This window comes from Sphaerisporangium sp. NPDC051017, assembly GCF_040683095.1.
GTDB lineage: Bacteria > Actinomycetota > Actinomycetes > Streptosporangiales > Streptosporangiaceae > Sphaerisporangium.
Map to the genome: position 1 here is coordinate 32,906 of NZ_JBFBCI010000041.1, position 24,538 is coordinate 57,443.

The window sequence follows — 24,538 nt, forward strand, 5'->3', positions numbered from 1 at the left end:
GCCGGTTCACCCCCCAGGACGAAAGTCTCTCCGCATGATCAACCAGGTCTCCTCGGACACCACGCCCAACCGTCCCGCCGCCGGCCGCCTCCCGCGCAGGCGCCGCACCGCCGGCTTCGCCGTCGTCACCCTCCTCGCCGGCCTTCTGACCACCGTGACCGCCGGGCCGGCCCAGGCCGCCACGATCGCCGTCGGCGCGGGCAGCTACACCACCGACCTGCCCGCCGGAGCCTCCGGCCCCGCCGACAACACGGGCGCGCAGGTCGCCCCCAAGGTCACCTCCGCCGTCACGGCCAAGGTCCCGACCAACGACTGGTGGTCCTCCCTGGCCTTCCAGAGGTACCCGGGCAATCCGTATTCCGAGAACATGTACGCACACCCCCTCGCCTTCCACGCCGTGGCGGGAGGGCTGGAGGTCAGCTACCCGTCCACGCCCGGCGGCTCGGCCACGCAGTACGCCTACAGCCACGCCCGCGACCTCACCCTCGGCGTGACCGGCCTCAACGCGCCGAGGACCCAGGTCGACGGCTGGTCCGACTGGACGGTCACCCCCTACTGGTCGGACGGCGCGCGCACGCTGCGCGCCACGATCGGCCACGGCTCGCCGTACGTTTACGCCACCCCGACGGGAGGCGACGGCCAGGTGGCCTTCGTCGCCGCGCCCACCATCTGGGCCGACCGCGGCAACGTGCTCGGCGCGACCGTCAACGGGCACGACTACGCCCTGTTCGCCCCGACCGGCACCGACTGGGCGATCAACGGGACGACCGCCACCGTCGCGCTCGGCGGCAAGAACTACTTCTCCGTCGCCGCGCTGCCCTCCCGCGCCGCCCTCGACCTGTTCGCGAAGTACGCCTACTCGTTCGTCACCGGCACCACCGTGAGCTGGTCCTACGACGAGGCGAACGCCCGGGTGACCACCACCTACACCGCCGCCACCACGGCCAAGGAGGGCACGCAGACCGGCACGCTGCTCGCCCTCTACCGGCACCAGTGGCTCGCCACCACCGACGCGCTCACCGCGTACACCTACGCCTCGTCCCGCGGCACGATGAAGCTGCGCGAGGGCGCCACGTTCAGCACCCGGCAGACCTTCCACGGCGTCCTGCCCTCGCTGCCCGACCTCGGCGCCTACGACCGCGCCCGGCTGCTCGACTTCGTCCGCCAGGAGGCCAACGCCGCCGACCCGTACAAGGGCGCCGGCGATACCTACTGGGCGGGCAAGGCCCTCGGGCGGCTGGCCCAGCTCGTGCCCATCGCCGAGCAGCTCGGCGACAACGCCACGCGCGACAAGCTGATCGAGCTGCTCAAGACCAAGCTGCAGAGCTGGTTCACGGCGGGCGGCGAGCAGTTCCGCTACGACGCCTCATGGGGCATCCTCACCGGCTACCCGGCCTCCTACGGCAGCGACACCGAGGTCAACGACCACCACTTCCACTACGGCTACTACCTGATGGCCGCCGCCACCGTCGCGCGCTACGACAAGGCGTGGGCCGCCGACGGCCAGTGGGGCGGCATGGCCAAGCTGCTCGCCAGGGACGCCAACAACTGGGACCGTGGCGACGCGCGCTTCCCGTTCCTGCGCAACTTCGACCCGTACGCGGGCAACGGCTGGGCCTCGGGCCACCAGGGCTTCGCCGCCGGGAACAACGAGGAGTCGTCGTCGGAGGCGATGAACTTCGCCGCCGGAGCCCTGCTGCTCGGCGCCGCCACCGGTGACACCGCGCTGCGCGACCTCGGCATCTACCTGTACACCACCCAGAGCGCCACGATCGCCCAGTACTGGTTCGACGTGGACGGCGTGGTCTTCCCGCCGAACTACGGCCACGACACCGCGGGCATGATCTGGGGCGAAGGCGCCGCGTACGGCACCTGGTGGACCGGCAACCCCGAGGAGATCCACGGCATCAACTACCTGCCGATCACCGCCGGCTCCTTGTACCACGGCCTCTACCCGGCCAAGGTGCGCGCCGGGCTGGCCGAGATGGAGGCCAACAACGGCGGGCCCGCCGTGGAATGGCGCGACATCATCTGGGAGTACCGCGCGCTCGGCGACCCCGCCGCCGCCAAGGCGAACTGGGACGCCGGCTGGAACGACTACACCCCCGAGTCCGGGGACTCCAAGGCGCACGAGTACCACTGGATCTACAACCTGGCCCGGCTCGGCCTCGTCGACCCGGCGGTCACGGCCGACACCCCGACGGCCGCCGTCTTCAACCAGAACGGGACGCGCACCTACGTCGCGCACAACTTCGGCACCGCCCCCCGAACCGTCAGGTTCTCGGACGGACGGACGCTGAACGTCCCGGCCGGCTCGACGGCGACCAGCGCGGGAGGCACCGAGCCCACGCCGACCCCGACGCCCACGCCGACGGTCACCCCCACACCGACGCCGACCGTCACGCCCCCGCCGGGCTCGCCGACCCGCTACCTGCAGACCGGCGGCGGGCTCGCCGCCACCGCCGGGGCGACCGGGGCCGACACCATCCCCTCGGCCGGCGGCACCAACCACGACGGCACGCCGTTCAACCCCGTGACCTACACGGCGAGCGGCCTCACCATGACGTACACCGGCGCCGCCACGGCGTTCGACCTGTTCCTCGACTCGGGGGCCGCCGTGGCCAACGGCATCCAGGTGCGCGTCTCCTACGACCTCACCGGAGACGGCACCTACGACCGCGTCGAGACCTACCCCTACTTCGCCACCGACCCGGTCACCGGCTTCGAGCACTACACGCAGGGGACGGGCCCGTCCTCCGCGACCGGCACCCTCGGTGATCTGCGCGACGGTCGCGTGCGCGTCGAGGTGTGGAGCGCGATCGGCACCAACCCGGCCTCGGTCGGCACCGGCAACCGCTCGGTGATCACTCTTCCCTTCCGCTGACACACACCGTACGGGCCGTGACCTCCCGCCGGCCACGGCCCGTACCCGGCCCCGGCCCGGACGCCCGTCCGGGCCGGCACGGTCCGCTCTGATCTCCGGCACATAGGCGATCCACCCCGAGATATGAGGACGAGCATGGACTCACCGACCCGACCCACCGAAAGGCGCCGCCCCCGAATCCGCGCACTGCTGATCGTCATCGGCGCCGCGATCCTGCCCCTCATCGCCCTCGCCGTGACGAACCCCGCAGGCGCCGCCGTGCCCCCCACGCCGAGCGGCTGGAGCCTCGTCTGGAGCGACGACTTCAACGGCGCGGCCGGCACCCTCCCGTCGTCCGCCAACTGGATCATCGACACCGGGCACGCCTACCCGGGCGGCCCCGCCAACTGGGGCACGGGAGAGATCCAGAACTACACCGCCAGCCCGTCCAACGTCAGCCTCGACGGCACCGGCAACCTGCGCATCACCCCGATCGGCAGCGGCCAGAACTGGACGTCCGCCCGCATCGAGACCCGCCGCGCAGACTTCAAGCCCGACGCGGGGCGCGTCCTGCGTATCGAGGGCCGCATCCAGATGCCCAACGTCACCGGCGACGCCGCCCTCGGCTACTGGCCCGCCTTCTGGGCCCTCGGCGCGCCCTACCGGGGTAACTACTGGAACTGGCCGGGCATCGGCGAGTTCGACATCATGGAGAACGTCAACGGCATCAACTCCGTCTGGGCCGTGCTGCACTGCGGCGTCAGCCCCGGCGGGCCGTGCAACGAGACCACCGGCCTCGGCGCCAACCGGCCGTGCCCCGGATCCACCTGCCAGTCGGCGTTCCACACCTATCGGTTCGAATGGGACCGCGCCTCCACCCCCAACGCCCTGCGCTGGTACGTCGACGGCCAGCAGTTCCACAGCGTCACCCAGAACCAGGTCGACGCGGGCACCTGGAACAACATGACCGGCCACGCCGGGTACTTCCTGCTGCTCAACGTCGCCATGGGCGGGGCCTTCCCCAACGCGCTCGGCGGGCAGACCCCGACGGCGGCGACCGTCTCCGGCCGCCCGATGGTCGTCGACTACGTCGCCGTCTGGCAGAGCGGCACCGGGCCCACCGGCCCGCCCACCTCGCCGCCGCCCGGCGGTGGCGTGGACGCGCGCTCCACCATCCAGGCCGAGAACTACCAGGCGCAGTCCGGCACCCAGACCGAGGCCACCACCGACGCCGGGGGCGGCAGCAACGTCTCCCACATCGCCAACGGTGACTGGCTCCGGTACGACGGGGTGAACTTCGGGTCCACCCCGGCCACCCAGTTCGTCGCGCGCGTCGCGTCGGGGGCGGGCGCCGCGAGCGGCCTCGTCCAGGTGCGGCTCGACAGCCTCAGCGCCGCGCCCATCGGCGACTTCGCCATCGGCGACACCGGCGGATGGCAGAGCTGGCGCACCGTCCCCGCCAACATCGCCGGGGTGACCGGCACGCACACCGTCTACATCACCTTCTCCAGCGGGCAGTCGGCCGACTACGTCAACCTCAACTGGTTCACTTTCGGCAACTGACCCCTCCCCACGGCCCGCGCCTCTCCACCCCCCAAGAGGCGCGGGCCCTTTCCTCGTGACGGGGTGTCGTGGCGCGGCACTCCCCGGACGGGGCAGGCGACCTGGTTATGCTGGGAATATGAAGATCGGAAACGCTCTGGTGCTCGCCGCGGCGATCACGCTCGCCGGCTGCTCGGCCGAGGGGGCCACGCCGGCGTCCGGTCTCAAGGTCGCGAGCCCCGCCTTCGCCGAGGGCGCCGAGATCCCGAAGAAGTACGCCTGCGCGGCCCGAGGCGGCCAGGACGTCTCGCCCCCGCTCACCTGGAGCGGGGTACCCTCGTCCGCCCGCGAGCTGGCCATCGTCGTCGACGACCCGGACGCGCCAGGCGGCTCCTACATCCACTGGATCGTGACCGGCATCCCCGCCACCACGACCCGCGCCGACGAGGGCACGGCACCCGGGACGGTGGCACGGGGGAGCGGCGGCGATCCGGCGTACAAGGGACCGTGCCCGCCGAGCGGCGTCCACCACTACCACTTCATCGTGTACGCGCTGCCCGAGGCCGTCACGGCGTCCGGCGATCCCCAGACGCTCCACCGGCGGATCAAGGACGCGGCCATCGCCTCGGGGGAGACCATCGGCACGTTCGCACGCTGAGGGCCGTCGCACGGCGCGCTCCGGCCGCAGGGGACCGCGTCGCTCGGTCGCCGGACGGGGCGGTGCTCAGCCGCCGGATCCCGTGCGGGCGGACAAGGCCAGATCTCTCACGACCTGGATCAACTCGGCCGGGTCGAACGGCTTTGTCAGGTAGGCGTCGACGCCGATCGCGAGGCCGCGCTTCTTGTCGTCCTCCTGGGCGCGGGCCGTGATCATCATGATCTTGATGTGGCTGGTCCGCTCGTCGGCGCGCAGCTTGGTGGCCGTCATCCAGCCGTCCAGCCGCGGCATCATCACGTCCAGCGTGATGACGTCCGGCTGAACCGCCCCCACCCGATCAAGGCAGTCCTGCCCGTCGGTCGCCGTCTCGACCTGGAAGCCCTCCAGATTGAGGTTGACGGCGATGAGCTGCCGAATCACCTCGTCGTCGTCCACGACCAGCACGCGTCCCAGAAGCTCTTCCACGGGCGCGAGGCTAACTCCTGAGCCGCCTCCACGCGACCCTTTCCCCGAACTTCTCACCCGCCTGCAATACGGTCTGGCGCCTGAGGGGCGTCTCGTGCCGGCTGTGGCGCGCGCCACTCCGCCATGACGATGGCAGCGCCCGGGAGTTCAGGTGCGAACGACCACCCGGGTCTTGTACAGAAACGACACCGGCTCCGACGAAATCCCGATCGCCCAACTCCATGACGATCCTGAGACGACGGATCAGCCACCCGCGCCAGGTGCGAGGCGACGAGTTATCCACAACCCCACCACGGATACTGTCCTGTCTCTGTCTTTGTTGCAGGTCAGGGCGGTGCCGGTGAGTCCGTCGGCGAAGTGGCCGATCCCATTAATCCACAGAGCGAGATTCGGGTCGGCGGTGAGGACCCCGCTCGTCGGATCCTGGGGCCTCGATTCCTCATCGAGCCCAAGGAGGGCATCCGTGATCACGATGCTCGTCACCACCGTCCTCGTCACAGGGGCGGCTCTTTCAGCAGCTTCCACGGAGACTTCACCAGGTTCCAACGAGGTCACCCCCGGCCCGCGGCTCACCCGCTGCACCCACCTCCGCTGGCCCCCCGGCCACGCCTCTCGATCGTCTCCGAACACCGCGCCGGCCCCCACCTCGAAGGCCGCCCGTCTCACCGCATCGAAGGCCGCCGGCTCCACCGTCCCGGACACCGCCAGCCTCACCGCGTCGGACGCGGCCGGTGTCACGGCGACCGGAGCCACTCGCCTCACCACCTCGGAGTCCGCCTGGCTCACCATGCCGGAGGTGGACGTGCCGACCGGCGTGCCGCGCACGGCCATGCCGGAGGCGGATGAGCTCACCGTGCCGGAGGCGGAAACAGCGGCAGACTCGTGCCCGTCGAAGACGACTCGCCGCCGTCCCTCACGCACACCCCAGATCGACCCTCACGGCACACCCGGCGCCCGCACCTGGGCACTTCCCACTCTCATGCACGGCCCACAGCACTCGGCCGAGCATGACGAAGACGATGAAGACCATCCTGTACACAAGGTCCACCAACCGGCTCGCGTACCCAGCCCTCCAGGAATCCTCGGACTACCGCAACCCTCGGCGGGAATGCAGGCACCTCAATCGCAACTCTCCGAGCTAGCGCAACTCCTCCAGACGGGCCGACTCCTCTCAGCAGCGCCGTACCTCCCCGCAGTGCCAGTCCTCCGCGCCGCTGAAGCGCGTCCATCCGGCGGTTCCGCCTCTGGCAAACCGTCACCACTGGGGAGCCCGATCACAAAGGGCACCATCACCACGGAGGGCACCATCACCACGGAGGGCACCTTCACCCCAGAAGGCGCCCTGGCCACAGACGGCAAACCCAGGGCAGCCGGCAATCCCAGGGCAGCCGGTAACCCCAGGGCGGGCGACACCTCGAGCGCGGGCGGTAAGCCGACGCCAGCGGGTGAGCCGACGCCAGCGGGTGAGCCGACGCCAGCGGGTGAGCCGACGGCAGTCGGTAAGTCGGCTGGTGAGTCGGTTCCGAGCAGCACGTCCAAGGCCGCCGGCGGCTTGAGGCCGTCCAAGGCATCAGCCGCATCGAGGCCGCACACCGGGGCTCGCTCGTCGCAGTCGTTAAAACGTCCTCGCGGCCACGCGTCCGGCCAGGCGCGTAGAAAACCGGCGGGGACGGTCGTTGTGGCGACCGCGTTGCGGCAGCTTGGGACGCCCTACGTCTGGGGTGGCGGATCCGCGTCGGGGGCGACCCGTGGCGGCTTCGACTGTTCGGGGCTGGCACTCTACGCCTGGGCCCGAGCCGGCGTCTCCCTCCCGCATTACACCGGCAGCCAGTTCGCCCGGGGCACCAAGATCCCGATCTCGCGCCTCCGGCCGGGCGACCTCGTCTTCTTCGGTGGTGGCACCGGCGACCCGACCCACGTGGGCATCTACCTCAAGAACGGCGTGATGATCCACGCCCCGAAGACCGGCGACGTGGTCCGCAAGGTCGACTTCCTCCACTCGCCCTACTACCGAGCCCGCTACCGAGGCGCCATCCGCCCTACTACCCCTCCGAGCATCCAAGCCGCCACCCCTCCGAGCGTCCGAGCCGCTATCCGTCCGAGCGTCCGAGCCGCGAATGCTCCGAGCGTCCGACCTACTACCCGTCCTAGCCTCCGAGCCGCGACCCCTCCGAGCGTCCGAGCCGCTATCCGTCCGAGCACCTGAGCCCTCAGGTTCAACGTCGAACCCGATCATGGCCGGGGCTCGCGCCGACCCGCCGACCCCGGCCACGCATCTCCCATGCCGAACACGACGCGGCCACCGGAGAGCGCCGCCGCCCGCCGCGCTGCCCTCGGCTGCCGCCCGCCCGCCCGCGCCGCGCCGCCGCGCCGCCCGGCCCGACACGCCCGGGCCACCCACGCCCACCCACCATGATCGTGATCCCTATTCCAAGTGACGAACGACCTCCAGATGCTGGTAGCCTTATCACTCGTTGAGCCCCCTTAGCTCAGGGGATAGAGCACCGGCCTCCGGAGCCGGGTGCGCAGGTTCGAATCCTGCAGGGGGCACCAGCGATCTACCTTGCGAAACGCATTCTGACCTGCGGCAACGCGGGTCTTTTGCGTTCATGGGGTGTGCCAGCGTGTGCCACCGTGAGCAAGCGAATGCCTATGATCACGTACCACGCGCGTACCGATCTTGGATCGTGTCGCGTGTGGACATGGCGAGGGGGCCAGCCATACGGCCAGCCCCCTGGTATCGCGACTCGGATCTACTCGGCGCCTTCCGGTTCGCCCAGCGCGCGGCCGACCATGCCGTGCCATACGTGGTCTTGCCCATCGATGCACTTGGCGTAGATCTTCAGGAGGACTTCGACGCTGTGGCCTGCCCATTGGGCGACCTGGGTCGCGGGTACGCCGGCGTTGAGCCGTAGGGAGACTCCGGCGTGCCGAAGGTCGTACGGCCGCCGCGCGAGCTGGGAGGCGGCTTGCTCGGGCGTGAGGGCGAGCGTGCGGGCGACCTTCCAGGTACGTACGTAGCCGGACTTGTGGACGATGCCGCCGCGTTCGGTCCGGAACAGGCGCCCGTCAGGGGCGATGCCGTAGCGGGCGATGTGGGCGCGCAGGATGGCCACGAGTTCGGGCGGAATGGGTACGGCTCTCTTGGCCTTGCGGGGGCGGCCCTTGAGCCCGCGGTACTCGTGGGCTTGCCCGGTGTCGGTCCATTCCGTGCCGACGGTCGGTGTGGAGTTGCCGAGCATGAGTTTTCCCCATCCTTTCTCGGGAAGGGTGCAGTCGTCTTGGCGTAGGGCTATGACTTCGCTGGGGCGCATCATGGCGTAGTACATGCAGGCGAAAAATGCCACGAGCCGTTCCCCGCGTCGCCATCCGGAATAGCTGACCGCGGTGAGTAGTTCCCGGACTTGCCCCGGTGAGGCGACCGCGGCCGGGTCAACTTCCTCACAGACCTCTGTTTCCGGTGCTTTCCAGTCGATTTCTTCGCTGAGCGGGTTCTTGGTGAGTCGCTTCTTGGACACGGCGTAGCGGAGCACGTTGTAAAGCACTCGGCGTCGGCGGCTGTAGTAGCCGGGGGCCGCGGCGGTGCCGTCAAGCTTGCTCGCGCAGGCATCGAGAGCGGCCGTAATGTGATCGTATTCGGCTACCTCGGTGACCGGTAGGGACGCCTTAGCGATCCACTTGAGAGCATCGGCGATATCGTCGGGTTTATCCGTGTCCCGATTCTGCTTGTTGAAGGCCCAGCGGTAGAGCGCGGTCCGCAGCACTGCGGGGTCAGGGGTGCTTCGCTGGTCTCGTACGAGGACGGGTGTCACGGCCACGAGAGTCTCTGCTATCGAAAGACGCTGTCTGCCCGAAACCTTGGACCAACGGGCATCGACGTATTCGCAGGCGTGGGCGTACCAGCTCATGGTGTTTTGCGTGCGGGCCTTGGAATCGGGAAGCCCTGTCTCGGTGTCGAATGCCTCCCCATTCTGGGCGGCCCTTTTCAGGTCCGATCTGTAGCTGTCGGCGAGTTCCCATGTGGCGAAGTGGTCGGAAAATACCTTCTCCTCGACCACCCACCGGACCATGTGGGGCCGCTTGCCGGTCTTTTTGGTGGAGATCTTCCAGATGCGAACCTTGTAGCTCTTCAATCAGCTCGCCTTTCTTGTTTCTGCCAGGGATTCCATCCAGGATTGGAAATCGCGGAGCTTCATGCGCAGCTCTCCGTTAGGGAGTCGGCTGCATTCCGGCGTTTTGCCGAGAGCCCGCCAGCGTTGCCACGTTCGGCGAGCGATGCCGAGTTCGGCCAGTACCTCAGGGACGGTGATCCACTTTTCGCGTTGGTCGGCGACACGGGGCGCGATGCGTCTGGTTGCGATGGCCATGGCTCGCGTGCGTCCTTCCGGGGCGTGGTTGACGGGTCGTCATTGGGAGAGCGTCACTTTTGAGGGGGGTAGCCGTCCCAGCCGTCCCAGGGTCATTTCCGCTGGTCAGGCTGGGACGGCTTGCTTTTGTGGGACGGCTAAGCCGTCCCAGGGCACCGCGCGGGTGGGACGGCTAAGCCGTCCCACGATCGGAAGCCGTCCCGCGCTGACCTGCGATAACAAGGCTGGGACGGCTGGGACGGCTACCCCCCTCAAACAGCGGAATATCCGCGTTCTTGCTGGTCGGCGGGGTTGTCGCCGGGGGCGGGCAGTAGCGTGCCCAGGCGTCGGTGAAGTCGGCGCGCTGGTAGCCCTTGGCCTGGGTGCCGTCGGTGAAGCGGATGTTGGCCGATCGGATGTCGTACTCGCGCAGGATGACGCCCAGCTTCATGGCCGTGAGCCCGTTGGGTCCGAAGTCGACCCACGGGGCTTCCGGATCGGCTTTGAGCCGGTCGAGTAGGACGGCGGTTGGTAGGGCGGGGTCGGCGCCGAATGCGGTGCGGCAGTCGGTGAGCAGGCGGACGCGGTTGGAGGTCTCGCTGTTGTCGTCGGCTTCGGCGGTCAGGGCGGTGACGGCGTCGCGGGCGCGGTCGGGCCAGTCGCCGCCAGCGTGGTCGGCGACGACCACGAGGGGTTCCCAGGTGTCGGCGGCGCGGTCTTCCACGGGCATAGGTGGTTCGGCGTGTTCCAGGGTGGCCAGGTCGGCGCGTAGCCACGCGGACAGGTCGGCGGCGAGCTGGCGGAGGGCGGGGCGGTCGCGGCGGTGGCGGTAGGGGGCGACGGTTTCGCCGGGGCCGCGGCGGCGCATCCGAACCACGACGGCGCGGTCTTCGATCGTGTCGGGCATGGCGCCGATGCCGGCGAGCGCGGCCATGGCGAAGGTGGGGATGGACTCGACTCGGCAGGTGTTGGCGTCGTACCTCTTGGCGGGGCGGTTGCGCTGGTGTCCGGCGTTGAGCAGTCCGCGTAGGTCTTCGTTGCCGTCGGCTTTGGGGCCGAAGATGGTGTCTGCTTCGTCCACGAGCATGGTCGGCGGGTCGTCGGAGATGGATCGGTAGACGGCGGCGGATGAGGAATTGACGGTGATGAACGGGTCGTGGCATGTGGCCTCTACGACGTCGAGCAGCCGGGACTTTCCGCACCGCTTCTCCGGGGCGCGGATGACCAGCCGCGGAGCGTGCGCCCATGCGGGTTGGGCGTGGGTGGCTGCGATCCACAGCGTGACCGCGTCGGCGGCTTCGGGGGTCGGCAGGATCACGTATCGGGTGAGCGCGTCGCGTAGGGCGTCCAGCAGGGCCGCGCCGCGGCTTGCGGCGGGTTGGGGTGTGGTCATGTCGGGTTCTCCAGGGTGGGATGCGGGGCGGGTCACGCGGCGATGGTGCGGGGGCGGCGGGCGCCGTTCTTGAGCCCGGATGCGATGGTGGCGCGGGTCTCGGACGCGGTGAGTCCGGCGTCCACCCCTCCTTGTCCAAGCAGCTCTTTGACCTCGTGCTCATCCAGCGCGCTGCCCGCCACGAGCTGGCCTAGGGCGGTGGCGGCGAGGTAGAGGGTCATGTTGCGCTGTCCGGTGGGGGCGGCGGCGATGCGGTCGAGTTCGCCGGTGATGGCGGCGCGCAGGAACGCGCCGCGCCGGTCGTTGGTCAGGGCGAGTTGCACCGGTTCGGCCTTTTGACGGGGCGGGGGGATAAGACGCTTGGACAGCCAGGGGGGAAGCGGGGCGGGGGCGGCGTTGTAGATGACCTCGTAGGGGCCGGTGCCGTCGGGCAGGTCCACGAAGCTGCCGGGGCCGACGACGTAGCCGCCGGTGGCGCGGGTGTCGATCAGCCATCCGAGCCCGTTGCCCTTGTCGCTCTCGGTGTTGCGCAGTTCGGGGCCGTCGGCAGGGGCGGTGTAGTACTGGTGGGTTCCGCCGCGGCGGGTGCGGACCTGGAAGGTCTCCAGGGGTGGGTACGGCTGTCCGGCGCGCTCGCAGACCAGCGCTAGGACGTCGGCGCCGGTGGTGACGCCCGGCAGGTCGAAGGAAGGCGGGGGCGTAGCCCCTTCCTTTGGGGTGTCCAGGTCCAGCACCACCAGCCGGGAGGGCCCGCACGCGATGCCGATGTTGAACGGGGCTCGTGTCCACCAGCGGCGGATGGTTGCGGGGTCGGTGGTGGCGCGGTCCTCCCAGGAGTCGAATCCGCGGGGTGGGACCTTGTCGCGGGGGGCGAGGGGGAAGACGTGCCAGCCGCGGCGGGCGCTCGCGAGGGCGTAGCTGGTGAGGTCAGTCGGTGGCATCGCTGGTGTCCTCCTTGGGGCGGCGTAGGCCGCGGAAGGGGCGCACGACCTTGGTGCCGTCGGCGCGTTGGATCAGGACGTTGCGGGGGCCGCCGCCGGGTCCCCAGCGGATGAGGACCACGACGGGTTTGCCGCGTTCGAGGTAGGTGCGGCCGATCACGCGGCGTCCCTTCCGCAGGGGGCAAGGTGGGCGGGGGCCAGGTCGAGGAGTGCGGCGGTGGCCTGTTGCGGGACGACGCCGTTGCCCAGGGCGTGAAGCATCTGGTTGCGGGTCAGTCCGGGGACGTCGGTGACCCATCCGGCGGGCAGGCCCATGACCCACTCGACGAACGCGGGGGCTAGGCGTCCTCGATGGTCAGTTGGCCGGGGTGCGGGGCGGCCGGTGAGGGCTTCCCAGCGCCGGATGGCGGGCTCGTAGGCTCCCCACTCGACAGCCGGGCCGCCGTCGAGGGCATCGTCAGATCCCCCGAACTGCCCCGCTGGTTCGGCCCGCCCTTGGTTCCGTCGGTCGCCCGTGGGGTCGGTAGCAGGCTGACCGCGTCGGTCATGGTCGGCCCTGAGCCGTACAGTTCCTTGGCCCGTCGTGACGTCCTGGTGGCCTTGGAGTCGTTGGCCTTGGGGGTCGGCAGCAGGGATGCCACCTCGGCGGCCAGGCACAGGCCGTGCGTGCCCGCTTCCTGGGAGGGTGAGCGGCGGGTCTGCCGGTTCTCCCGTTCCGATGCCCGCGGGGTGGGCAGCAGGGAAACCGTGTGGCGCAGGTTCATGCCGCCTTGGGCTGCGTGTCCGGTTCCGGTGCCCTCGCTGGTCGTCGGGGTCGGCAGCAGCTCGACCGCGTTCGGTAGCTGCCCGTGGTAGCCGTGCCCCTTCCAGTCGCGGGCCGCCGGTGTCGGCAGGCCAGGCCAGGCAGAACCAGCGTTCGCGCCGGTGCGGGGCGCCGATGTCGGACGCTCGTAGACATGTCCATTGCGCATCGAACCCGAGCGCGGCAAGGTCAGACGCGACGACGTCGAGCCCTGGTCGTCGAGCAACGATCGCTGCCACGTTCTCAAGCACGAGCAGGCGGGGTCGTAGTACGCCCACGGCGTGGGCGATGGTCTTCCATAGTCCACTGCGGGTTCCTTCTTTGATGCCTGCTCCGCGGCCGGCGTAGCTGAGGTCTTGGCAGGGGAATCCGGCGGTGATGACGTCCACGGGCTGGACCTGGTGCCAGTCGATGGCGGTGAGGTCGCCGAGGTTGGGCACCTCCGGGTACCGGTGGGACAGGATCCGGGCGGCGCCGGGGTCGTTGTCGGCGACCCAGGCCGGGCGGGCGCCGAGTGCAGCGGATACGGCCAGGTCCAGCCCGCCGTATCCGCTGCACATCGAACCGGAGGTCAGGGGCGTGTTCACGCGGTGCCCTGGGAGCGGCCGGGCGCGGTGAAGGAGAGGGCGGCGCGGCGGGCGATGATCGCGGCGAGCACCTCGGCCGATCCTTCGTTGTCGGGGTTGGCCAGGCAGCGCAGGGCCCATTCCACGGCGCCGGTCTGGGGGTCGGGCATGGGGTCGTGGTCGAGGTAGTCATCCAGGCCGCCGGGGCCGTGGATGATGCGGGTGATCCAGTCGGACAGGCCGGTCATGATGGTCGGTCTCCTTCGGGGGTTCAGCGGACGTTGAGCAGGCGGGCACCGGCGCGGGGGCGGCGGCCGGTGCCGGTGCAGGTGGGGCGGTAGCCGCCGTGAACGCGGGCTAGGGGCCGACGGTCCAGTTACGGCCGGTGGTCGTGGCGTCGTGGGCGTCGGTGGCGATCCGCTCGACGGTGTTCCGGTCGATCTGGTGGCGCAGGCGGCCGGCGACTCGGCGCAGGGATCGCGCGGCCTGCCCGGCCTCGCGCGGGGTCAGGGTGTCTTCGCTGCCGTGGTCCATGAAGTCGAGCAGCCTGGCGGCGCCCTGGCTGTCGCGGGCGCCTGCCTCGGTGAGCAGGGTGGCCAGTTGCTGGGAGTGCAGGCAGGAGATGTGCCGGGCGCGGGGGCCGAAGTAGAAGCCCATTACCGTTCTCCTCTGGTGGGCGTGGCTGTGGTCTGGTCGCTGGTCAGGGAACGGCTCGCGCGGGCCCGGCTGGTGTGGCCGGTCATCGGGTGCCGTCGTGGTGCAGGCGAAGGACGTAGGTGACCAGGCGCCAGCCGATCCGGGAGCGCATGCCGGTGCCGGAGCAGGCGCGGCAGGTGCGGTTCTTGCCTCCGGGGCGGCAGCGTCGGCAGGTGCCCCAGGGCGAGATCAGGCACCAACCGATGTAGCAGAGAGTGACGATGGGGAGGCAGAGGACTAGCAGGGTGATGAGGAGGGTCACAGGGGGCTCCCAGGCCGTTTTGAAGGCTTTGCGCAGGTGGGCGCTAGCACGCTAGTTCGCTGGTAGATCGAGGGATGGAGCGCTACCAGGGGTGCTACCGGTAGCGGGGTTGCCCGCTACCGGTAGCACTCGGCGGGGGTCAGTCGGCCGAGCGAGTTCGGTTACGCTCCGCGACGACTTCGGCGACGCGGTCGCGGTCGATGCCGCGCCGGTTTGTCTGCTTGCCGTCGATGCGGCGGCTGATCTGGATGGTGTCGATGCCGTGCGGCTTGAGCATCGCGGCCAGCGTCTCGACTTCCCACCCGTCGTAGATTCCGGGCCGTAGCTCACCCAGCCGGGTGACCACGACTTCAGACCACACCCTGCCCTCGCCGGGCGCCACGACGGCCAGGATGTCGGCCAGCAGATCGAAGGCCGGGGCGGCGGGTTCGGTGTCGCCGGTGGCGTGGCCGGTGAGGGTGCCGGCGGCGGCGCGGGCGGCGTGGGCGCGTTTGACGATCCGTTCGGAGGCGGGGCCGTCCAGGTAGGCCGATCGTGTGATCTGGGCGTCTTCGGCGGCGCCGACCAGGTAGCCGATGCCCTTGTCTCGCATGGTGAAGGTGGTGGCGCGGATGCCGTTGCGGTAGGCGCTGGTGCCAAGCACCATGTCGTTTTCGACCTGGCCCATGACGCGTAGGCAGAACCGGATGCCGACGTTGGCGGACACGCCGGTCGGGAGGCTGTCCTTGTCGGGGCGCTGGGTGGCCAGCAGCAGGATCACGCCGAGGGCGCGGCCTCGTTTGATGATGGCGGTGGCCAGTTCGCCGGCTTCCTTGCCGTGCTCGGGGTGGGAGAACAGCTCCTGGCATTCGTCCACGGCGAACACCAGCGGATGCAGCCCCAGGGAGCGCTTGGCGGCGAGCTGAGGGGTGACCTTGTTCTCTGGGCAGATGTCGCGGGGCAGGTTGGCGATGGTCTTGGCGCGGCGTTCCAGGTCCTTGTACACCTCCCGCAGACTGAGCAGGCAGGCATGGATGGTGTCGTCATCGGGGCCAGACCCGTAGTGGTGGGACACCGACTCGAACACCGACAGGTCCCCCGAGCCCTTGAGTTCGAACAGGCGGAGTTCGGCGGTGGGGTCCAGGGCGGCGGCCAGCAGCAGCACGCGAAGGGCGAAGGTCTTGCCCGCGCCGGGCATCGCGCCGATCAGCACGTTGGCGTACATGAGCGGGACGGTGACCGGGCGCATCCGCTGGTCGTAGCCGAACACCACCGGTTTGAACAGGTCGGCGGTGCCGGTGCGGGCCAGCGGCCAGCTTGGGGCCTTGGCCGATGACATGTCCTGGTCTCCGACCCACAAAACCAGGCGTCCGGCGTGCTGGCCGGGGGCGGGTTCGGGCCAGACGCAGCCCAGCGGGCGGCGCAGCCCGGAGGCGAGCCGGTCGCGGCGTTCCATGATGTCGGTGACGGTGACCCCGAGCGGCAAATCGACGTCGGCGCGCCAGCCGGGGCCGTCCCGGGTGATGGGGGCGGGGAAGCCGATGCCGCGTCCGCCCTTGCCCATGGCTTTGTTGATCTCGGCGATACCGAGCGCGGCAAGCGCGTCGATGACGACGGTGGAGGTGAGGCGTTCGACCTTGGTGGCGATGACGGCGCGGTCGATCAGCGGCCGGTCCGGCGGCGCGCCGAGGACGCCGAGTAGGGCGATCAGGGCGGCGATGACGGCCCATTGCGCCGGGGTGGGGGCGGCGAACGCCACCAGCAGCGTGCTGATGCCGGTCACGATGACGGCCAGGATCGCGACGGCGACGCGCAGGCGGACACGGGCGTCGCGCTGGCGGGAGAGTTTCAGGTAGGACTCGGGGTCTTCCTTGCGGACGGCGGCCAGGCGTACCGGCTCGCCTTCCCAATCGAAGGTCCAGCGGACGAAACCGCCGAGGGTGCGGGCCAGGCCCCGCGGGGATCGGCCGGCCAGTTTCAGCCCGTACAGCGGGGAGCGCAGGGCGTGGTAACCGGTGACGTGCAGGTAGTGCCCTCCCGCCCACGTCAGGGTGTCCAGGGCCTCACCGCGTGAGCGCAGCCACAGCGGCACGACCGGGCGGCGCGCCTTGGCCTTGTCGGCTAGCTCCGCGCGCCAGTTGCGGTCGGCGCCGCCGTCCTGGTCGACGCGGACCGTCTCCCCGTCGGGGAACTCGATGACCTCGGCGCCGTCGGGGGCGGCGGGGCGGTCGGACCGGTCGGACTGGTCGGCAGGGATAGCGGGCGGCTGGGGCTGGCGTCCGGCGCGGATGGTGTCGAATGCCACGACCTCGGCGCCGGGGTCGTCGTCGGGCCAGAGGGTGAAGCTCGCCGGGGTGGCGGGGTGGTGGCCGTTGGTCTGGGCAGGGGTGTCGGTCATGATGGGGTCACCTCGTTTGCCTTGCTGTGGGCGGGGTTGCGGGGCGCGGCCGTTGTCTTGGCGGATGGGGTCGCGTCCCGCACGGGGCGGTCAGGGGCGTAGGTGAGGGGCGGCAGGTCCAGTTCGGCGCGCCAGGCGTCGATCATGTGCCGCCACATCTCGTCACGGGGCCGGGGCCCGGCGGCGAGGACTTCGGTCAGGGTGAGAGCGGTGATGGCCTGGTCTCGGGTGAAGCGCCGTCCGGGGTAGCCGGTGACCTGCCAGGCACCTTCCCGGAGTTCGGCGGTGGCGGTGGTGGCGCCGGTCGGGTCGGTGAGGGCCATGTGGGCGGGGGTGATGCGGATGCCCATCACGCCAGCCTTTCGGCCAGCAGCGCGTCACGCACGGCGCGGGCGTCGTCCATGCCGCACCGCAACGCCCGCTGGATCTTGTTGGCGCTGGGGGTGGCGGGCAGTTGCCCAGCGGCGATCAGCGTCCGTGTCCGCTCGATCAGCGCGGTCGGTTCGGCGCCCGTCCGCCTTACCGGATCATGGGTGTTCGCGCTGTACGTAAGGCCGGTAAGCCCCTGGTCTGCCTTCTGGGTCCGGGTGTGGTCAAGGTCGGTGAACGCGGCCAGGATGATCGGCAGAGCGGTCACCACGGCGACGGCGACGACCGGCCCCAGCACGTGCAGCACCAAACGCGACAGGGAGAACGTCTCACCCTCGGGGACCGACCAGGGCAGGTACGGCCAGGCGTTCATGCCGACCGTCAACCCGAGGAACAGCCACTCGATTCTGACCAGCGTCGGTGACTCGATGGGCTGGCCGCGGGTGGCCAGGTAGGCGCGGGCGCCGACCACGACCAGCAGGGCCAGCGACATGAACGGTTCCACCAGCCAGGCGAACACCCACGAGGGCGACCAGGCGGGGGCGCCGTCGGCGGCGAAGTGCTGGACACCGGCGGTGGACCAGGCCAGCGCGAGCGCCAGCGCCACCATCCCCGCGGCCACCAGCAGGCGCCGCATCCGTGCGGCTTGCCAGGCGCGCATGGCCGGGTTCTGGCCCAGCTCGTGCAGCCGCGCGGCCTCGTGGGCGGCCTTGCGGCGCTTACGCACCTTGGCCGTGTCCAGCAGGAGCGGCGCGTCGTCGTCTTGCAGGGTCGCCAACTGGTGGGCTTCGGCGACCTCGGCGCGCAACCGCGCCACCCGCTTGCTCTCCCCGCCGGCCTGCACCGGCGAGGCGGGCGGGGCCGGTGGCGGGGCGGCCACGGTGGGGGGTTGGGCGGCGAGATGGCGTTCCAGTTCGGCCAGTCCTCGGGTGATGTCGTCGGGACTCGGCTCGGGGGTGGGAGTGGCGATGCTCACCGGGTCACCTCCGTGCGGCCCGCGGCGGCGGCTTCCTGCGCGTCGTGCCACGCCTGCTCACGCTGATCGATACGGCGGCGGGCCTCGTCCATCGCGATGCGGTGCGCCGCGACCGAACCGACGCCCTTGGCGCGCAGTTCCTTCACACGGCGGCGGTAGATCTCCAGACCGCTCACGGCCGGTCCTCCTTGGGGGTGGGGGTGAGTTCGGCGTCGATGTAGAGGCGCACGCGGATGTCCGCGCCTCGGCAGGGGTAGGGGCGGGACTCGGCGATGACCCGGAAGGCGTCACCGAGGATGCGCGCGGCTTCGGCGACCTCGTCGGGTTCGCCGATCAGCCGGATACCGATCACGCGGCGTTCCTTTCGTCGGTGCGGGCGCAGTCCAGGCAGATCCCCAGGTGGCGGGGCAGCACATAACCGGCGTCGGTGCCGCATTCGGGGCAGGTGCGCCGGGCGGCGTTCGCCTTGGCCAGCGCCTCCAACTGCGCGGGGGTGGCGGTGCGCTTGGGCAGCGCGAGCCGGGTGTCGAACAGGAACGCGGCCCGCACCCCGCCCCGCACCCGGTACCGAGACGACCGCCACAACACCTGTCCCTGCACGTACTGACCGCCGGGGCGCAGCCCGCGGGCGGTGAGCTGGCGGCGGGTGGCCAGGTGCGGCGGCGCCATCCGCCACGGCCAGGTCGGAAGCCCGTACCGGGCGCCGGTGGGGTCGAAGAACGCGGCACGAATGCGTGACATCGGCCCTCGCCTCACAGCGAGATCCGGTTGGACCGCCCGCACTCGCGGCAGTCGGCCAACGTCTCGCTCTGGTAGGGCGACAGCGGGTCGGTGGTGGTCTTCTCGCAGTAGCCGCACACCCACTGGCCCAGGTTGCCGACCTTGCGCCAGGAGCTGGCGAGGTAGACGTTGTGTCCCTCGGTCCAGGACTTCCACGACTTGCGGTGCGCCGGAACGGGCTTGTCTTCGCGGGGCTTGAACATCGGGGTGTCCTTGTCGTCGTCGCGCGGGTCTTGGGGGTCAGGGTCGTTTTGGTCGTTGCCGGTCACCGGGTCACCCGGCGGCGATGATGAGAGCGGCGATGAACAGCCAGGCCACGTGCCAGGACTGGTCAAGGGCGTAGGCGCCGGTGCCCAGATGCGGGGCGTCGCCGGTGCCGGGGCGGGGCGCACCGAAGCGGAAGAACTCGCCCTTGCCGATGACCTCGGCCAGCCACGCCAGCGGCCGGCGCCGATCGGCCGCATAGTGCGATGCCGCGTCCACCACGACGCCGACGGCCAGCGCGGCGGGATGCACGGTGAGGTCGGTGAACACCAGCAGCGCGGCGACCGCGAGCAGTTTGGTTGCGGTGAGCGTGGCCACGTGGCGGGCGCAGGCCAGACGGCCGGGCCAGCCGGACGCGGCCTTGCCGCACGCCTGGTGGTGGGTCTGCACCCAGTGGTCACCGAAGGTGTGCGCGGCGTAGAGCGCGGCGAACACGGCCGCGAACGTCGCGGCGCTCATATCCGCTCCACGCTGATCACGCGGCAGGACTCGGCGTGACGTTCGGCATCGGTAAGGGTGCGATCGTTGCTGCGCAGGGCGCAGCCGTCGCACTCCAAGATGCCGACGAACAGCTTGTGATGGGTCTGGGTCCAGGTGACGGTCTTGCCGCCCGGCGTGCGCATGCGGATCTTCTCCATGGTGCTTCTCCAGTTCAGGGGCGGTCGGAGGGGTGTGGTCACTGGCCGGACTGCGAACGGGCCAGGCTGCGGCAGGCCGGGCAACGGCGAAGCGGCCGGGCGCCGTGCGTCGCGCAGAGCTCCACCTGGCCGCGCGACGCTTGGCAGCGCGGGCATCCGGTGGCGGCGTGGTGCTCGTGGTCGCACTCGCCGCACTGGAAGCGGCCGGCCATCACGCGCCGCCCGCCTGTATCTGGGAGGTGGCCCAGTCGGGGGCTGGGCCGAAGGTGGCGGGCAGGGCGTTGCTCAGCGCCACCAGCAGCGCCCACGCCTCGATCTCGTTCAACCCCATGCGCTGGTTGCCCACGCACAGGTACACCGGGTAGGCGCCGCCGGTCCGAACCGTGATGGTGGCCTTGCCCGACTTGTTCCATGACGCCGGCGCGGTCACCGAGAAGTACCGGGCACCCATCAGGCCACCCCCGCAGCCGTCCCGACGGACACCAGCAGCTCGGGCAGAACGGGCACGGCGGCCGGGTGGGGCAGTTCGGCCAGCTCGTCGGGGGTGAAACCGGCCCACACCCCAGCGTTGGGGGCGAGGCGCAGCGCGCGGCGCAGGCACGCCACCCGGGCCGGGCATTCGGCGCACACCTCGCGCGCCACCTGCTCGCGTGCCGCCCGCTCGTCGTCGGGCTCGTCGGTGAAGGCGTCGGGGCCGGTGTGCAACTCGGGGTCGAACCCGCACAGAGCCCGCTCCGCCAGCTCGCGCGACAGCCCATCGGCGAGGGCATCGGCCGGCAGCAGCGCTCCGGGTAGGGCCGGGAACCGGGCGGGGTGAACGACGGCCGCGGGCGGCCGTGTCGTGCGATGGGACATGATGAACAAGGCCTCTCCTGTAGAGGGGGCCGGGGCGGCTTCGGGTCTTGGCGGATACGAGCCGCCCCGGGAGGTAGGTCATGCAGGACAGTTCAGACGGCGCGGCAGGCCGCGGACTGCAACCCCAGAGGGCGCCGTCGCGGTGCTACGACCACTTGCCGACGACCATGGGCTTGGCCCATGGCATGGTGGCCCGCCGGTCGATGACGATGTCGTGGTTGTCCTTGAGGATGACCTCGTCGGAGGTGACGCCGAACTCGGCGCAGATCTTGTTCTTGATCTTCTTGATCGCGGCGTCGCGTTCGGCCTTGCTCTGGCCCATGACTGATGGGCTCCCTTCTGGTGGTGGTGGGACTGACAGGCTCCGGGCATGGCACTTCAGACCCGGAGCCTCTCGGGGTGGGGTGGTCAGATGGCGCGGCAGGCCGCGGCGTGCTCGTTGGCCGAGGACCGCAGGGCGTGGCGGTTGGAGTCCCCGCAGCCCTCGCACTTCCACGAGCCGTAAGGGGGGATCTGCACCTTCTCGGTGAACTCGACGTACCTACCGCCGATGGTGAGGAAGATAGCGGTCTCGCTCATGGCCGAACTCCTTGAATGGGGGTGGGGGTGTGGTCGAATCGGGGGTCTCGGTAGGCGCGGGCGCCGAACCCGACGCGGGTGACCTGCCAGCCCAGCAGCGCGGCGAACCGCTCATCCCGGGCGCACACGGCCTCATCGGCGCGAGCGACCAGACGGCGCACGCCGCGCAGGACCGGGCCGGTCTCCTGGCCGGTCATCGGGTCCGCAGCGTGCCGCGCCCCTTGCAGGTGCCGCACTTGGGTCCCTTGGTCACCCAGCCCTTACCGAGCACGGCGACCCGGGTGACGATCCGCCCCAGGCCGCTACAGGTCGGGCACCCCAGCGGCTTAGGCCGGTTGATGGGCAGACGCATGACTCATCCCTCCTGGAAACAGGCGAAATCGAAGGTCACATCGGCGCCGGTGCCGTCGAGAACCTGGATGTTCCACACCAGCCCTCGGTCAGCGGCCTTACCGGCGACCTTGCCGACCAGTTCGACGCCCTCGGCGGGCAGGTGACGGACCACCTTGACGACCTCCAAGGCCCTGGTCCGGGTCTCGTAGGACAAGGTGAAGGTCTTGACGAACCGGCCCCGCCGGTCACGCTTCAGCGCGCCGAGATCCACGACGCGGACCGCGTCACCGGCGCTCACCGGCCACCACCCGAAGCGGCAGCGGCGGTGGGGATGCGCTGGATGACCGGCTTGCCGACGTCGCGGTGCCGGACCTCGACCACGACCCCCGCGGCGCGCAGGCCGGCGGCGATGGCCTCGGCCATGGCGACGCTCCGGTGCCGGCCACCGGCGCAGCCGACCGCGAGCGTGACAAGCTCTCCGCTGTCGTGCGTGACGTCGATGAGCAGGCACAGCGCGAACGTCACCGCGTTGCCGACCTGGTTGGCCGCGCCGGGCGTGGCCAGCACGTGAGCACGAACCTGCTCGTCAAGGCCGGTCAGGTACCGCATCCGCGGGTCACGGTGCGGGTTGTACAGGTGGCGGCGCGCGTCGATGGTGAGATCAGCCTCCGGCGCCGGGCCGTGCCCGTAGCCGAACGACTCAACCACCACCACGGCGCGGCCCGCGGGGGCAACGGCCGGGGCGTTCACGGGCACCCGCACTGACCGGTGCCCTCGCACACGCCACAGATCTGCGTCGAGGTCATCCAACCGCCACCACCGCAGCAGTGACAGGGACCCCGGAGCGCTTTGGCCAGGAGACGCAGAAGGGACATGATTGTGTGACTCCTTTGCATGAGGAGTTCAGGGACGGCCCATGTCTTGGAGGATGGGGGCCGTCCCTGTTGGTTATGCAGGGCGTTTTCCCTGCTAGAACCGCCTTTTCGGTGGGAGGCGGCAAGCCCGGATGGAGTTAGGAAGTTGCGATTGCTCCCAGCCCGTCGGCGCGCGGCTCACGCCGCCTTCCCTGGTCTTCCGGCTGGTGCTAGGTGTCTCTGCGCTTCAAGCCGTGCGCTACTTGCAGCGCTAATATTAGCGCTTATAGTGCCGCTGTCAATAGCGCGAGTGTTGGCTACGCTGTGATCAGTGCGAGTGTTGGGTTAGCCCAGGTAGGAGGGCGTTAGGCGTGGCAGACTGGGCGGCGGTGGCGAAGGTCGTCAACGATCGGATGGCCGAACTGGGCATGACGCAACGAGAGCTCATCGAGCGATCGAAGGTCGCCCCGATGACGATTCGGCAGATCCAGCAGGGCGTAGACCGGAAGCGGAACAGGAACACGCTCGTTGCGATCTCCAGAGCACTTGGGCTCCCTGATGAGCATCTGAGCCGGGTTGCAGCCGAATCGCACCCGGGGGCCGGCGGTGGCGATGAAGCTGAGGGAGCGACCATTGCTGATCTCGTCAGGGAGTTGGCTGCGCTCCGAGACAGGGTTGACGTCATCGAAACTCGCCTGTCTGACCGGGACTGATCTGGTGTGCCTGTTCATGCTTCAAGAGTCGTGATCGAAGCTCGTGCGCACTAGTTGACGCACACGGACGCGAAGGGACACGGGGCATGTCCGACGTGACGGGGCAGGCAGGTAGTGGCAGGCGGCGCGCTCCAAACCACGTCCTGATATCGAAGCGGGAGGCGCTCGGATGGAGTCGCCGGCGTGCGGCCCGTGAGCTTCAACGTCTCGGCGCGGCACGAGGTCTCGGGGTTCCCGAACTGGAGGCGCTTGAGAAAGCGCTGTACCGCCACGAAAGCGGCATAGCGCTCTGCCGTGATCCTCTCTATGTTGAGTTGTACTGTGCTGCTTACGATGCGACGGCGCATGAGCTATTCGGCGACGTCGTGCCAGCGACGGAAGCGGGAGAGCGCTACGGCGTTCGGTCTCATAAGTTCATCGCCGTCTACATAGGCGCCGACAGGGCGGCGGAATTAGGCGCGCGGGAATTGGTTACGCCAACGTCGCCACACCATGGGCTGGACTGCATGACTCGCGAAGTTGCCCACGATGAAGGATTATGCCGATTATACGTCTGGCCGTTCGGCGTGGCCATCTTTCATCTCGTTGAAGAAATCGCATTTCCGAATGTGGCGCATCTCGCGGTATGGCGTCGGCGAACCTACATTGAAAACTTGGAGTGGGCGTCACGCTACATGTCGGACTTAGTGTGTGCCGATGCAGAGGCGTCGTACGTGCTAAGCCTTTATTGGGTTCATTCTCCAATCTGGCCGCCGCACGAGCTTGACACCGCTCTACGGATAATGTGCTTTCCTAAGACGTTGCTTGCACGAGATCCCGAGATGTCCGACGCGACTCTTGCGCACGCTGAATTAGTAGAGCGCTCGCTGTTGGTGGAAGGATTTGACTATCCGGAGATGATTGCCTTTGGCGTGAAGGGAATCTCTCTGGGGTACGCCTCATGGTCGGGTGTCGTATACGTTCCGGTCGCGCCGCAACGCTCGCTAGCGGAAAGTGAGCTAGTGTCCACAGAGCTGGCGACACAAGCCATCTGGGCCTACTGTGCCCACATCAACGAGCAGGTTGAACAGGGACGCGATCCTTCGGTGCCCGCAGAGTACGGCTGGCGGTTCCTTCGCGGAGTTCGCTCCCGCCTTACAAATCCTCGCCCCCAAGAGACAGACCAGCATCGTTTCATGCGGTCCGCCATTCTTGACACCAGCGGCTTGCCTGGTCACTTGACTCAGGCCATAGATATACTTCGCGAAACGAGTGAGAGGTAAGGCC

At 69.7% G+C, this 24,538-nt stretch carries 34 protein-coding genes, 1 tRNA gene and 1 pseudogene; 7 read left to right on the forward strand and 29 right to left on the reverse strand.

Annotated elements, in window-relative coordinates; translation table 11 throughout:
• The first annotated feature begins 34 nt into the window (after window positions 1–34).
• The 3 genes from AB0M95_RS27505 to AB0M95_RS27515 all read left to right on the forward strand — a co-directional run bounded on the left by AB0M95_RS27505 (window position 35) and on the right by AB0M95_RS27515 (window position 5,063).
• A complete protein-coding gene (locus tag AB0M95_RS27505) occupies window positions 35–2,884 on the forward strand; it encodes a glycosyl hydrolase (protein WP_363770359.1) in 2,850 nt (949 codons plus the stop codon).
• A 135-nt stretch (window positions 2,885–3,019) separates the two neighbouring features.
• The gene (locus tag AB0M95_RS27510; RefSeq protein ID WP_358516248.1) at window positions 3,020–4,426 is read left to right on the forward strand and encodes a glycoside hydrolase family 16 protein; all 1,407 of its coding nucleotides are present in this window, start codon (window positions 3,020–3,022) and stop codon (window positions 4,424–4,426) included.
• Window positions 4,427–4,544: 118 nt separating this feature from the next.
• The gene (locus AB0M95_RS27515; protein WP_363770362.1) at window positions 4,545–5,063 is read left to right on the forward strand and encodes a YbhB/YbcL family Raf kinase inhibitor-like protein; all 519 of its coding nucleotides are present in this window, start codon (window positions 4,545–4,547) and stop codon (window positions 5,061–5,063) included.
• A 66-nt stretch (window positions 5,064–5,129) separates the two neighbouring features.
• Here the strand turns inward: AB0M95_RS27515 and AB0M95_RS27520 are convergent, their stop codons facing one another.
• Window positions 5,130–5,528 (reverse strand): response regulator, encoded by a 399-nt coding sequence (locus tag AB0M95_RS27520; protein ID WP_358516242.1) that lies wholly within the window; start codon window positions 5,526–5,528, stop codon window positions 5,130–5,132.
• A 243-nt stretch (window positions 5,529–5,771) separates the two neighbouring features.
• A complete protein-coding gene (locus tag AB0M95_RS27525) occupies window positions 5,772–6,317 on the reverse strand; it encodes a hypothetical protein (protein ID WP_363770365.1) in 546 nt (181 codons plus the stop codon).
• Window positions 6,318–7,206: 889 nt separating this feature from the next.
• Here AB0M95_RS27525 and AB0M95_RS27530 point away from each other — a divergent pair.
• Together AB0M95_RS27530 and AB0M95_RS27535 are read left to right on the forward strand one after the other, a co-directional pair.
• Window positions 7,207–7,734 carry an NlpC/P60 family protein gene (locus AB0M95_RS27530; RefSeq protein WP_363770368.1) on the forward strand — a complete coding sequence of 176 codons (528 nt, stop codon included), beginning with the start codon at window positions 7,207–7,209 and terminating at the stop codon, window positions 7,732–7,734.
• 272 nt (window positions 7,735–8,006) lie between these two features.
• Window positions 8,007–8,081, forward strand: a tRNA-Arg gene (locus AB0M95_RS27535).
• A gap of 200 nt (window positions 8,082–8,281) precedes the next feature.
• On the opposite strand, the gene AB0M95_RS27540 is transcribed toward AB0M95_RS27535, so the two are convergent.
• From AB0M95_RS27540 to AB0M95_RS27670, 27 genes and pseudogenes are all read right to left on the reverse strand, one after another.
• A complete protein-coding gene (locus AB0M95_RS27540) occupies window positions 8,282–9,661 on the reverse strand; it encodes a site-specific integrase (protein ID WP_363770371.1) in 1,380 nt (459 codons plus the stop codon).
• On the reverse strand, window positions 9,662–9,895 hold the full coding sequence (locus AB0M95_RS27545; RefSeq protein WP_363770374.1) for a helix-turn-helix domain-containing protein: 234 nt from the start codon (window positions 9,893–9,895) through the stop codon (window positions 9,662–9,664).
• A 172-nt stretch (window positions 9,896–10,067) separates the two neighbouring features.
• Window positions 10,068–11,267 carry a DUF3631 domain-containing protein gene (locus AB0M95_RS27550; protein ID WP_363770377.1) on the reverse strand — a complete coding sequence of 400 codons (1,200 nt, stop codon included), beginning with the start codon at window positions 11,265–11,267 and terminating at the stop codon, window positions 10,068–10,070.
• A gap of 32 nt (window positions 11,268–11,299) precedes the next feature.
• Window positions 11,300–12,208 (reverse strand): bifunctional DNA primase/polymerase, encoded by a 909-nt coding sequence (locus AB0M95_RS27555; protein ID WP_363770380.1) that lies wholly within the window; start codon window positions 12,206–12,208, stop codon window positions 11,300–11,302.
• Window positions 12,195–12,368 (reverse strand): hypothetical protein, encoded by a 174-nt coding sequence (locus tag AB0M95_RS27560; protein WP_363770383.1) that lies wholly within the window; start codon window positions 12,366–12,368, stop codon window positions 12,195–12,197. Before AB0M95_RS27560 ends, AB0M95_RS27555 begins: the two co-directional genes overlap by 14 nt.
• Entirely contained in the window at window positions 12,365–12,523 is a 159-nt protein-coding gene (locus AB0M95_RS27565; protein ID WP_363770527.1) for a hypothetical protein, read from the reverse strand. Before AB0M95_RS27565 ends, AB0M95_RS27560 begins: the two co-directional genes overlap by 4 nt.
• Window positions 12,524–13,156: 633 nt before the next feature.
• A pseudogene (locus AB0M95_RS27570) lies at window positions 13,157–13,570 on the reverse strand (DNA cytosine methyltransferase); the annotation flags it as partial.
• Window positions 13,571–13,593: 23 nt separating this feature from the next.
• Window positions 13,594–13,824, reverse strand: a complete 231-nt coding sequence (locus AB0M95_RS27575) for a hypothetical protein (RefSeq protein WP_363770386.1) — start codon at window positions 13,822–13,824, stop codon at window positions 13,594–13,596.
• 109 nt (window positions 13,825–13,933) lie between these two features.
• A complete protein-coding gene (locus AB0M95_RS27580) occupies window positions 13,934–14,233 on the reverse strand; it encodes a hypothetical protein (protein ID WP_363770389.1) in 300 nt (99 codons plus the stop codon).
• An 82-nt stretch (window positions 14,234–14,315) separates the two neighbouring features.
• Window positions 14,316–14,534: a hypothetical protein gene (locus tag AB0M95_RS27585; RefSeq protein ID WP_363770392.1), complete on the reverse strand. Its 219-nt coding sequence runs from the start codon at window positions 14,532–14,534 to the stop codon at window positions 14,316–14,318.
• A 139-nt stretch (window positions 14,535–14,673) separates the two neighbouring features.
• Window positions 14,674–16,911 carry an FtsK/SpoIIIE domain-containing protein gene (locus AB0M95_RS27590; RefSeq protein WP_363770395.1) on the reverse strand — a complete coding sequence of 746 codons (2,238 nt, stop codon included), beginning with the start codon at window positions 16,909–16,911 and terminating at the stop codon, window positions 14,674–14,676.
• Window positions 16,908–17,261: a hypothetical protein gene (locus AB0M95_RS27595; RefSeq protein ID WP_363770398.1), complete on the reverse strand. Its 354-nt coding sequence runs from the start codon at window positions 17,259–17,261 to the stop codon at window positions 16,908–16,910. The genes AB0M95_RS27590 and AB0M95_RS27595 overlap by 4 nt, the downstream gene beginning before the upstream one ends.
• Entirely contained in the window at window positions 17,261–18,256 is a 996-nt protein-coding gene (locus AB0M95_RS27600) for a hypothetical protein (RefSeq protein ID WP_363770401.1), read from the reverse strand. The genes AB0M95_RS27595 and AB0M95_RS27600 overlap by 1 nt, the downstream gene beginning before the upstream one ends.
• A complete protein-coding gene (locus AB0M95_RS27605) occupies window positions 18,253–18,432 on the reverse strand; it encodes a hypothetical protein (protein WP_363770404.1) in 180 nt (59 codons plus the stop codon). Before AB0M95_RS27605 ends, AB0M95_RS27600 begins: the two co-directional genes overlap by 4 nt.
• On the reverse strand, window positions 18,429–18,608 hold the full coding sequence (locus tag AB0M95_RS27610; protein WP_363770407.1) for a hypothetical protein: 180 nt from the start codon (window positions 18,606–18,608) through the stop codon (window positions 18,429–18,431). Before AB0M95_RS27610 ends, AB0M95_RS27605 begins: the two co-directional genes overlap by 4 nt.
• The gene (locus tag AB0M95_RS27615; protein WP_363770409.1) at window positions 18,605–18,997 is read right to left on the reverse strand and encodes an RRQRL motif-containing zinc-binding protein; all 393 of its coding nucleotides are present in this window, start codon (window positions 18,995–18,997) and stop codon (window positions 18,605–18,607) included. The genes AB0M95_RS27610 and AB0M95_RS27615 overlap by 4 nt, the downstream gene beginning before the upstream one ends.
• 11 nt (window positions 18,998–19,008) lie before the next feature.
• Window positions 19,009–19,305, reverse strand: a complete 297-nt coding sequence (locus AB0M95_RS27620; protein ID WP_363770412.1) for a hypothetical protein — start codon at window positions 19,303–19,305, stop codon at window positions 19,009–19,011.
• Between the two features lie 4 nt (window positions 19,306–19,309).
• Complete coding sequence (locus AB0M95_RS27625; protein ID WP_363770415.1) at window positions 19,310–19,759, reverse strand: DUF3307 domain-containing protein; 450 nt, start codon at window positions 19,757–19,759, stop codon at window positions 19,310–19,312.
• Window positions 19,756–19,938 (reverse strand): hypothetical protein, encoded by a 183-nt coding sequence (locus tag AB0M95_RS27630; RefSeq protein ID WP_363770418.1) that lies wholly within the window; start codon window positions 19,936–19,938, stop codon window positions 19,756–19,758. The genes AB0M95_RS27625 and AB0M95_RS27630 overlap by 4 nt, the downstream gene beginning before the upstream one ends.
• Window positions 19,939–20,149: 211 nt before the next feature.
• Window positions 20,150–20,389 (reverse strand): hypothetical protein, encoded by a 240-nt coding sequence (locus AB0M95_RS27635; protein ID WP_363770421.1) that lies wholly within the window; start codon window positions 20,387–20,389, stop codon window positions 20,150–20,152.
• Window positions 20,389–20,793 (reverse strand): WhiB family transcriptional regulator, encoded by a 405-nt coding sequence (locus tag AB0M95_RS27640; RefSeq protein WP_363770423.1) that lies wholly within the window; start codon window positions 20,791–20,793, stop codon window positions 20,389–20,391. Before AB0M95_RS27640 ends, AB0M95_RS27635 begins: the two co-directional genes overlap by 1 nt.
• A gap of 145 nt (window positions 20,794–20,938) precedes the next feature.
• Window positions 20,939–21,115, reverse strand: coding sequence for a hypothetical protein (locus tag AB0M95_RS27645; RefSeq protein WP_363770426.1), 177 nt, complete (start codon window positions 21,113–21,115; stop codon window positions 20,939–20,941).
• An 86-nt stretch (window positions 21,116–21,201) separates the two neighbouring features.
• Window positions 21,202–21,372, reverse strand: a complete 171-nt coding sequence (locus tag AB0M95_RS27650) for a hypothetical protein (protein ID WP_363770429.1) — start codon at window positions 21,370–21,372, stop codon at window positions 21,202–21,204.
• The gene (locus AB0M95_RS27655) at window positions 21,369–21,569 is read right to left on the reverse strand and encodes a hypothetical protein (RefSeq protein ID WP_363770432.1); all 201 of its coding nucleotides are present in this window, start codon (window positions 21,567–21,569) and stop codon (window positions 21,369–21,371) included. The genes AB0M95_RS27650 and AB0M95_RS27655 overlap by 4 nt, the downstream gene beginning before the upstream one ends.
• Window positions 21,566–21,724, reverse strand: coding sequence for a hypothetical protein (locus AB0M95_RS27660; RefSeq protein ID WP_363770435.1), 159 nt, complete (start codon window positions 21,722–21,724; stop codon window positions 21,566–21,568). Before AB0M95_RS27660 ends, AB0M95_RS27655 begins: the two co-directional genes overlap by 4 nt.
• 3 nt (window positions 21,725–21,727) lie before the next feature.
• The gene (locus AB0M95_RS27665; protein WP_363770438.1) at window positions 21,728–22,003 is read right to left on the reverse strand and encodes a hypothetical protein; all 276 of its coding nucleotides are present in this window, start codon (window positions 22,001–22,003) and stop codon (window positions 21,728–21,730) included.
• The gene (locus AB0M95_RS27670) at window positions 22,000–22,467 is read right to left on the reverse strand and encodes an RNase adapter RapZ (protein ID WP_363770441.1); all 468 of its coding nucleotides are present in this window, start codon (window positions 22,465–22,467) and stop codon (window positions 22,000–22,002) included. Before AB0M95_RS27670 ends, AB0M95_RS27665 begins: the two co-directional genes overlap by 4 nt.
• A 463-nt stretch (window positions 22,468–22,930) precedes the next feature.
• Between AB0M95_RS27670 and AB0M95_RS27675 the strand changes: the two genes are divergently transcribed.
• Together AB0M95_RS27675 and AB0M95_RS27680 are read left to right on the forward strand one after the other, a co-directional pair.
• Entirely contained in the window at window positions 22,931–23,272 is a 342-nt protein-coding gene (locus AB0M95_RS27675) for a helix-turn-helix transcriptional regulator (RefSeq protein ID WP_363770444.1), read from the forward strand.
• An 86-nt stretch (window positions 23,273–23,358) separates the two neighbouring features.
• A complete protein-coding gene (locus tag AB0M95_RS27680) occupies window positions 23,359–24,534 on the forward strand; it encodes a hypothetical protein (RefSeq protein WP_363770447.1) in 1,176 nt (391 codons plus the stop codon).
• Window positions 24,535–24,538 lie beyond the last annotated feature (4 nt).

What these genes read in the sequence shown, in the direction of transcription:
- AB0M95_RS27505 (WP_363770359.1), top strand. Translation starts at nt 35, where the DNA reads ATGATCAACCAGGTCTCCTCGGACACCACGCCCAACCGTCCCGCCGCC.
- AB0M95_RS27545 (WP_363770374.1), bottom strand. Translation starts at nt 9,895, where the DNA reads ATGGCCATCGCAACCAGACGCATCGCGCCCCGTGTCGCCGACCAACGC.
- AB0M95_RS27580 (WP_363770389.1), bottom strand. Translation starts at nt 14,233, where the DNA reads ATGGGCTTCTACTTCGGCCCCCGCGCCCGGCACATCTCCTGCCTGCAC.
- AB0M95_RS27680 (WP_363770447.1), top strand. Translation starts at nt 23,359, where the DNA reads ATGTCCGACGTGACGGGGCAGGCAGGTAGTGGCAGGCGGCGCGCTCCA.
- AB0M95_RS27625 (WP_363770415.1), bottom strand. Translation starts at nt 19,759, where the DNA reads ATGAGCGCCGCGACGTTCGCGGCCGTGTTCGCCGCGCTCTACGCCGCG.
- AB0M95_RS27575 (WP_363770386.1), bottom strand. Translation starts at nt 13,824, where the DNA reads ATGACCGGCCTGTCCGACTGGATCACCCGCATCATCCACGGCCCCGGC.
- AB0M95_RS27565 (WP_363770527.1), bottom strand. Translation starts at nt 12,523, where the DNA reads ATGGGCCTGCCCGCCGGATGGGTCACCGACGTCCCCGGACTGACCCGC.
- AB0M95_RS27655 (WP_363770432.1), bottom strand. Translation starts at nt 21,569, where the DNA reads ATGACCGGCCAGGAGACCGGCCCGGTCCTGCGCGGCGTGCGCCGTCTG.
- AB0M95_RS27645 (WP_363770426.1), bottom strand. Translation starts at nt 21,115, where the DNA reads ATGGGCCAGAGCAAGGCCGAACGCGACGCCGCGATCAAGAAGATCAAG.
- AB0M95_RS27595 (WP_363770398.1), bottom strand. Translation starts at nt 17,261, where the DNA reads ATGGGCATCCGCATCACCCCCGCCCACATGGCCCTCACCGACCCGACC.
- AB0M95_RS27630 (WP_363770418.1), bottom strand. Translation starts at nt 19,938, where the DNA reads ATGGAGAAGATCCGCATGCGCACGCCGGGCGGCAAGACCGTCACCTGG.
- AB0M95_RS27590 (WP_363770395.1), bottom strand. Translation starts at nt 16,911, where the DNA reads ATGACCGACACCCCTGCCCAGACCAACGGCCACCACCCCGCCACCCCG.
- AB0M95_RS27525 (WP_363770365.1), bottom strand. Translation starts at nt 6,317, where the DNA reads ATGGTGAGCCAGGCGGACTCCGAGGTGGTGAGGCGAGTGGCTCCGGTC.
- AB0M95_RS27510 (WP_358516248.1), top strand. Translation starts at nt 3,020, where the DNA reads ATGGACTCACCGACCCGACCCACCGAAAGGCGCCGCCCCCGAATCCGC.
- AB0M95_RS27650 (WP_363770429.1), bottom strand. Translation starts at nt 21,372, where the DNA reads ATGAGCGAGACCGCTATCTTCCTCACCATCGGCGGTAGGTACGTCGAG.
- AB0M95_RS27660 (WP_363770435.1), bottom strand. Translation starts at nt 21,724, where the DNA reads ATGCGTCTGCCCATCAACCGGCCTAAGCCGCTGGGGTGCCCGACCTGT.
- AB0M95_RS27635 (WP_363770421.1), bottom strand. Translation starts at nt 20,389, where the DNA reads ATGGGTGCCCGGTACTTCTCGGTGACCGCGCCGGCGTCATGGAACAAG.
- AB0M95_RS27555 (WP_363770380.1), bottom strand. Translation starts at nt 12,208, where the DNA reads ATGCCACCGACTGACCTCACCAGCTACGCCCTCGCGAGCGCCCGCCGC.
- AB0M95_RS27615 (WP_363770409.1), bottom strand. Translation starts at nt 18,997, where the DNA reads ATGTCACGCATTCGTGCCGCGTTCTTCGACCCCACCGGCGCCCGGTAC.
- AB0M95_RS27515 (WP_363770362.1), top strand. Translation starts at nt 4,545, where the DNA reads ATGAAGATCGGAAACGCTCTGGTGCTCGCCGCGGCGATCACGCTCGCC.
- AB0M95_RS27550 (WP_363770377.1), bottom strand. Translation starts at nt 11,267, where the DNA reads ATGACCACACCCCAACCCGCCGCAAGCCGCGGCGCGGCCCTGCTGGAC.
- AB0M95_RS27640 (WP_363770423.1), bottom strand. Translation starts at nt 20,793, where the DNA reads ATGTCCCATCGCACGACACGGCCGCCCGCGGCCGTCGTTCACCCCGCC.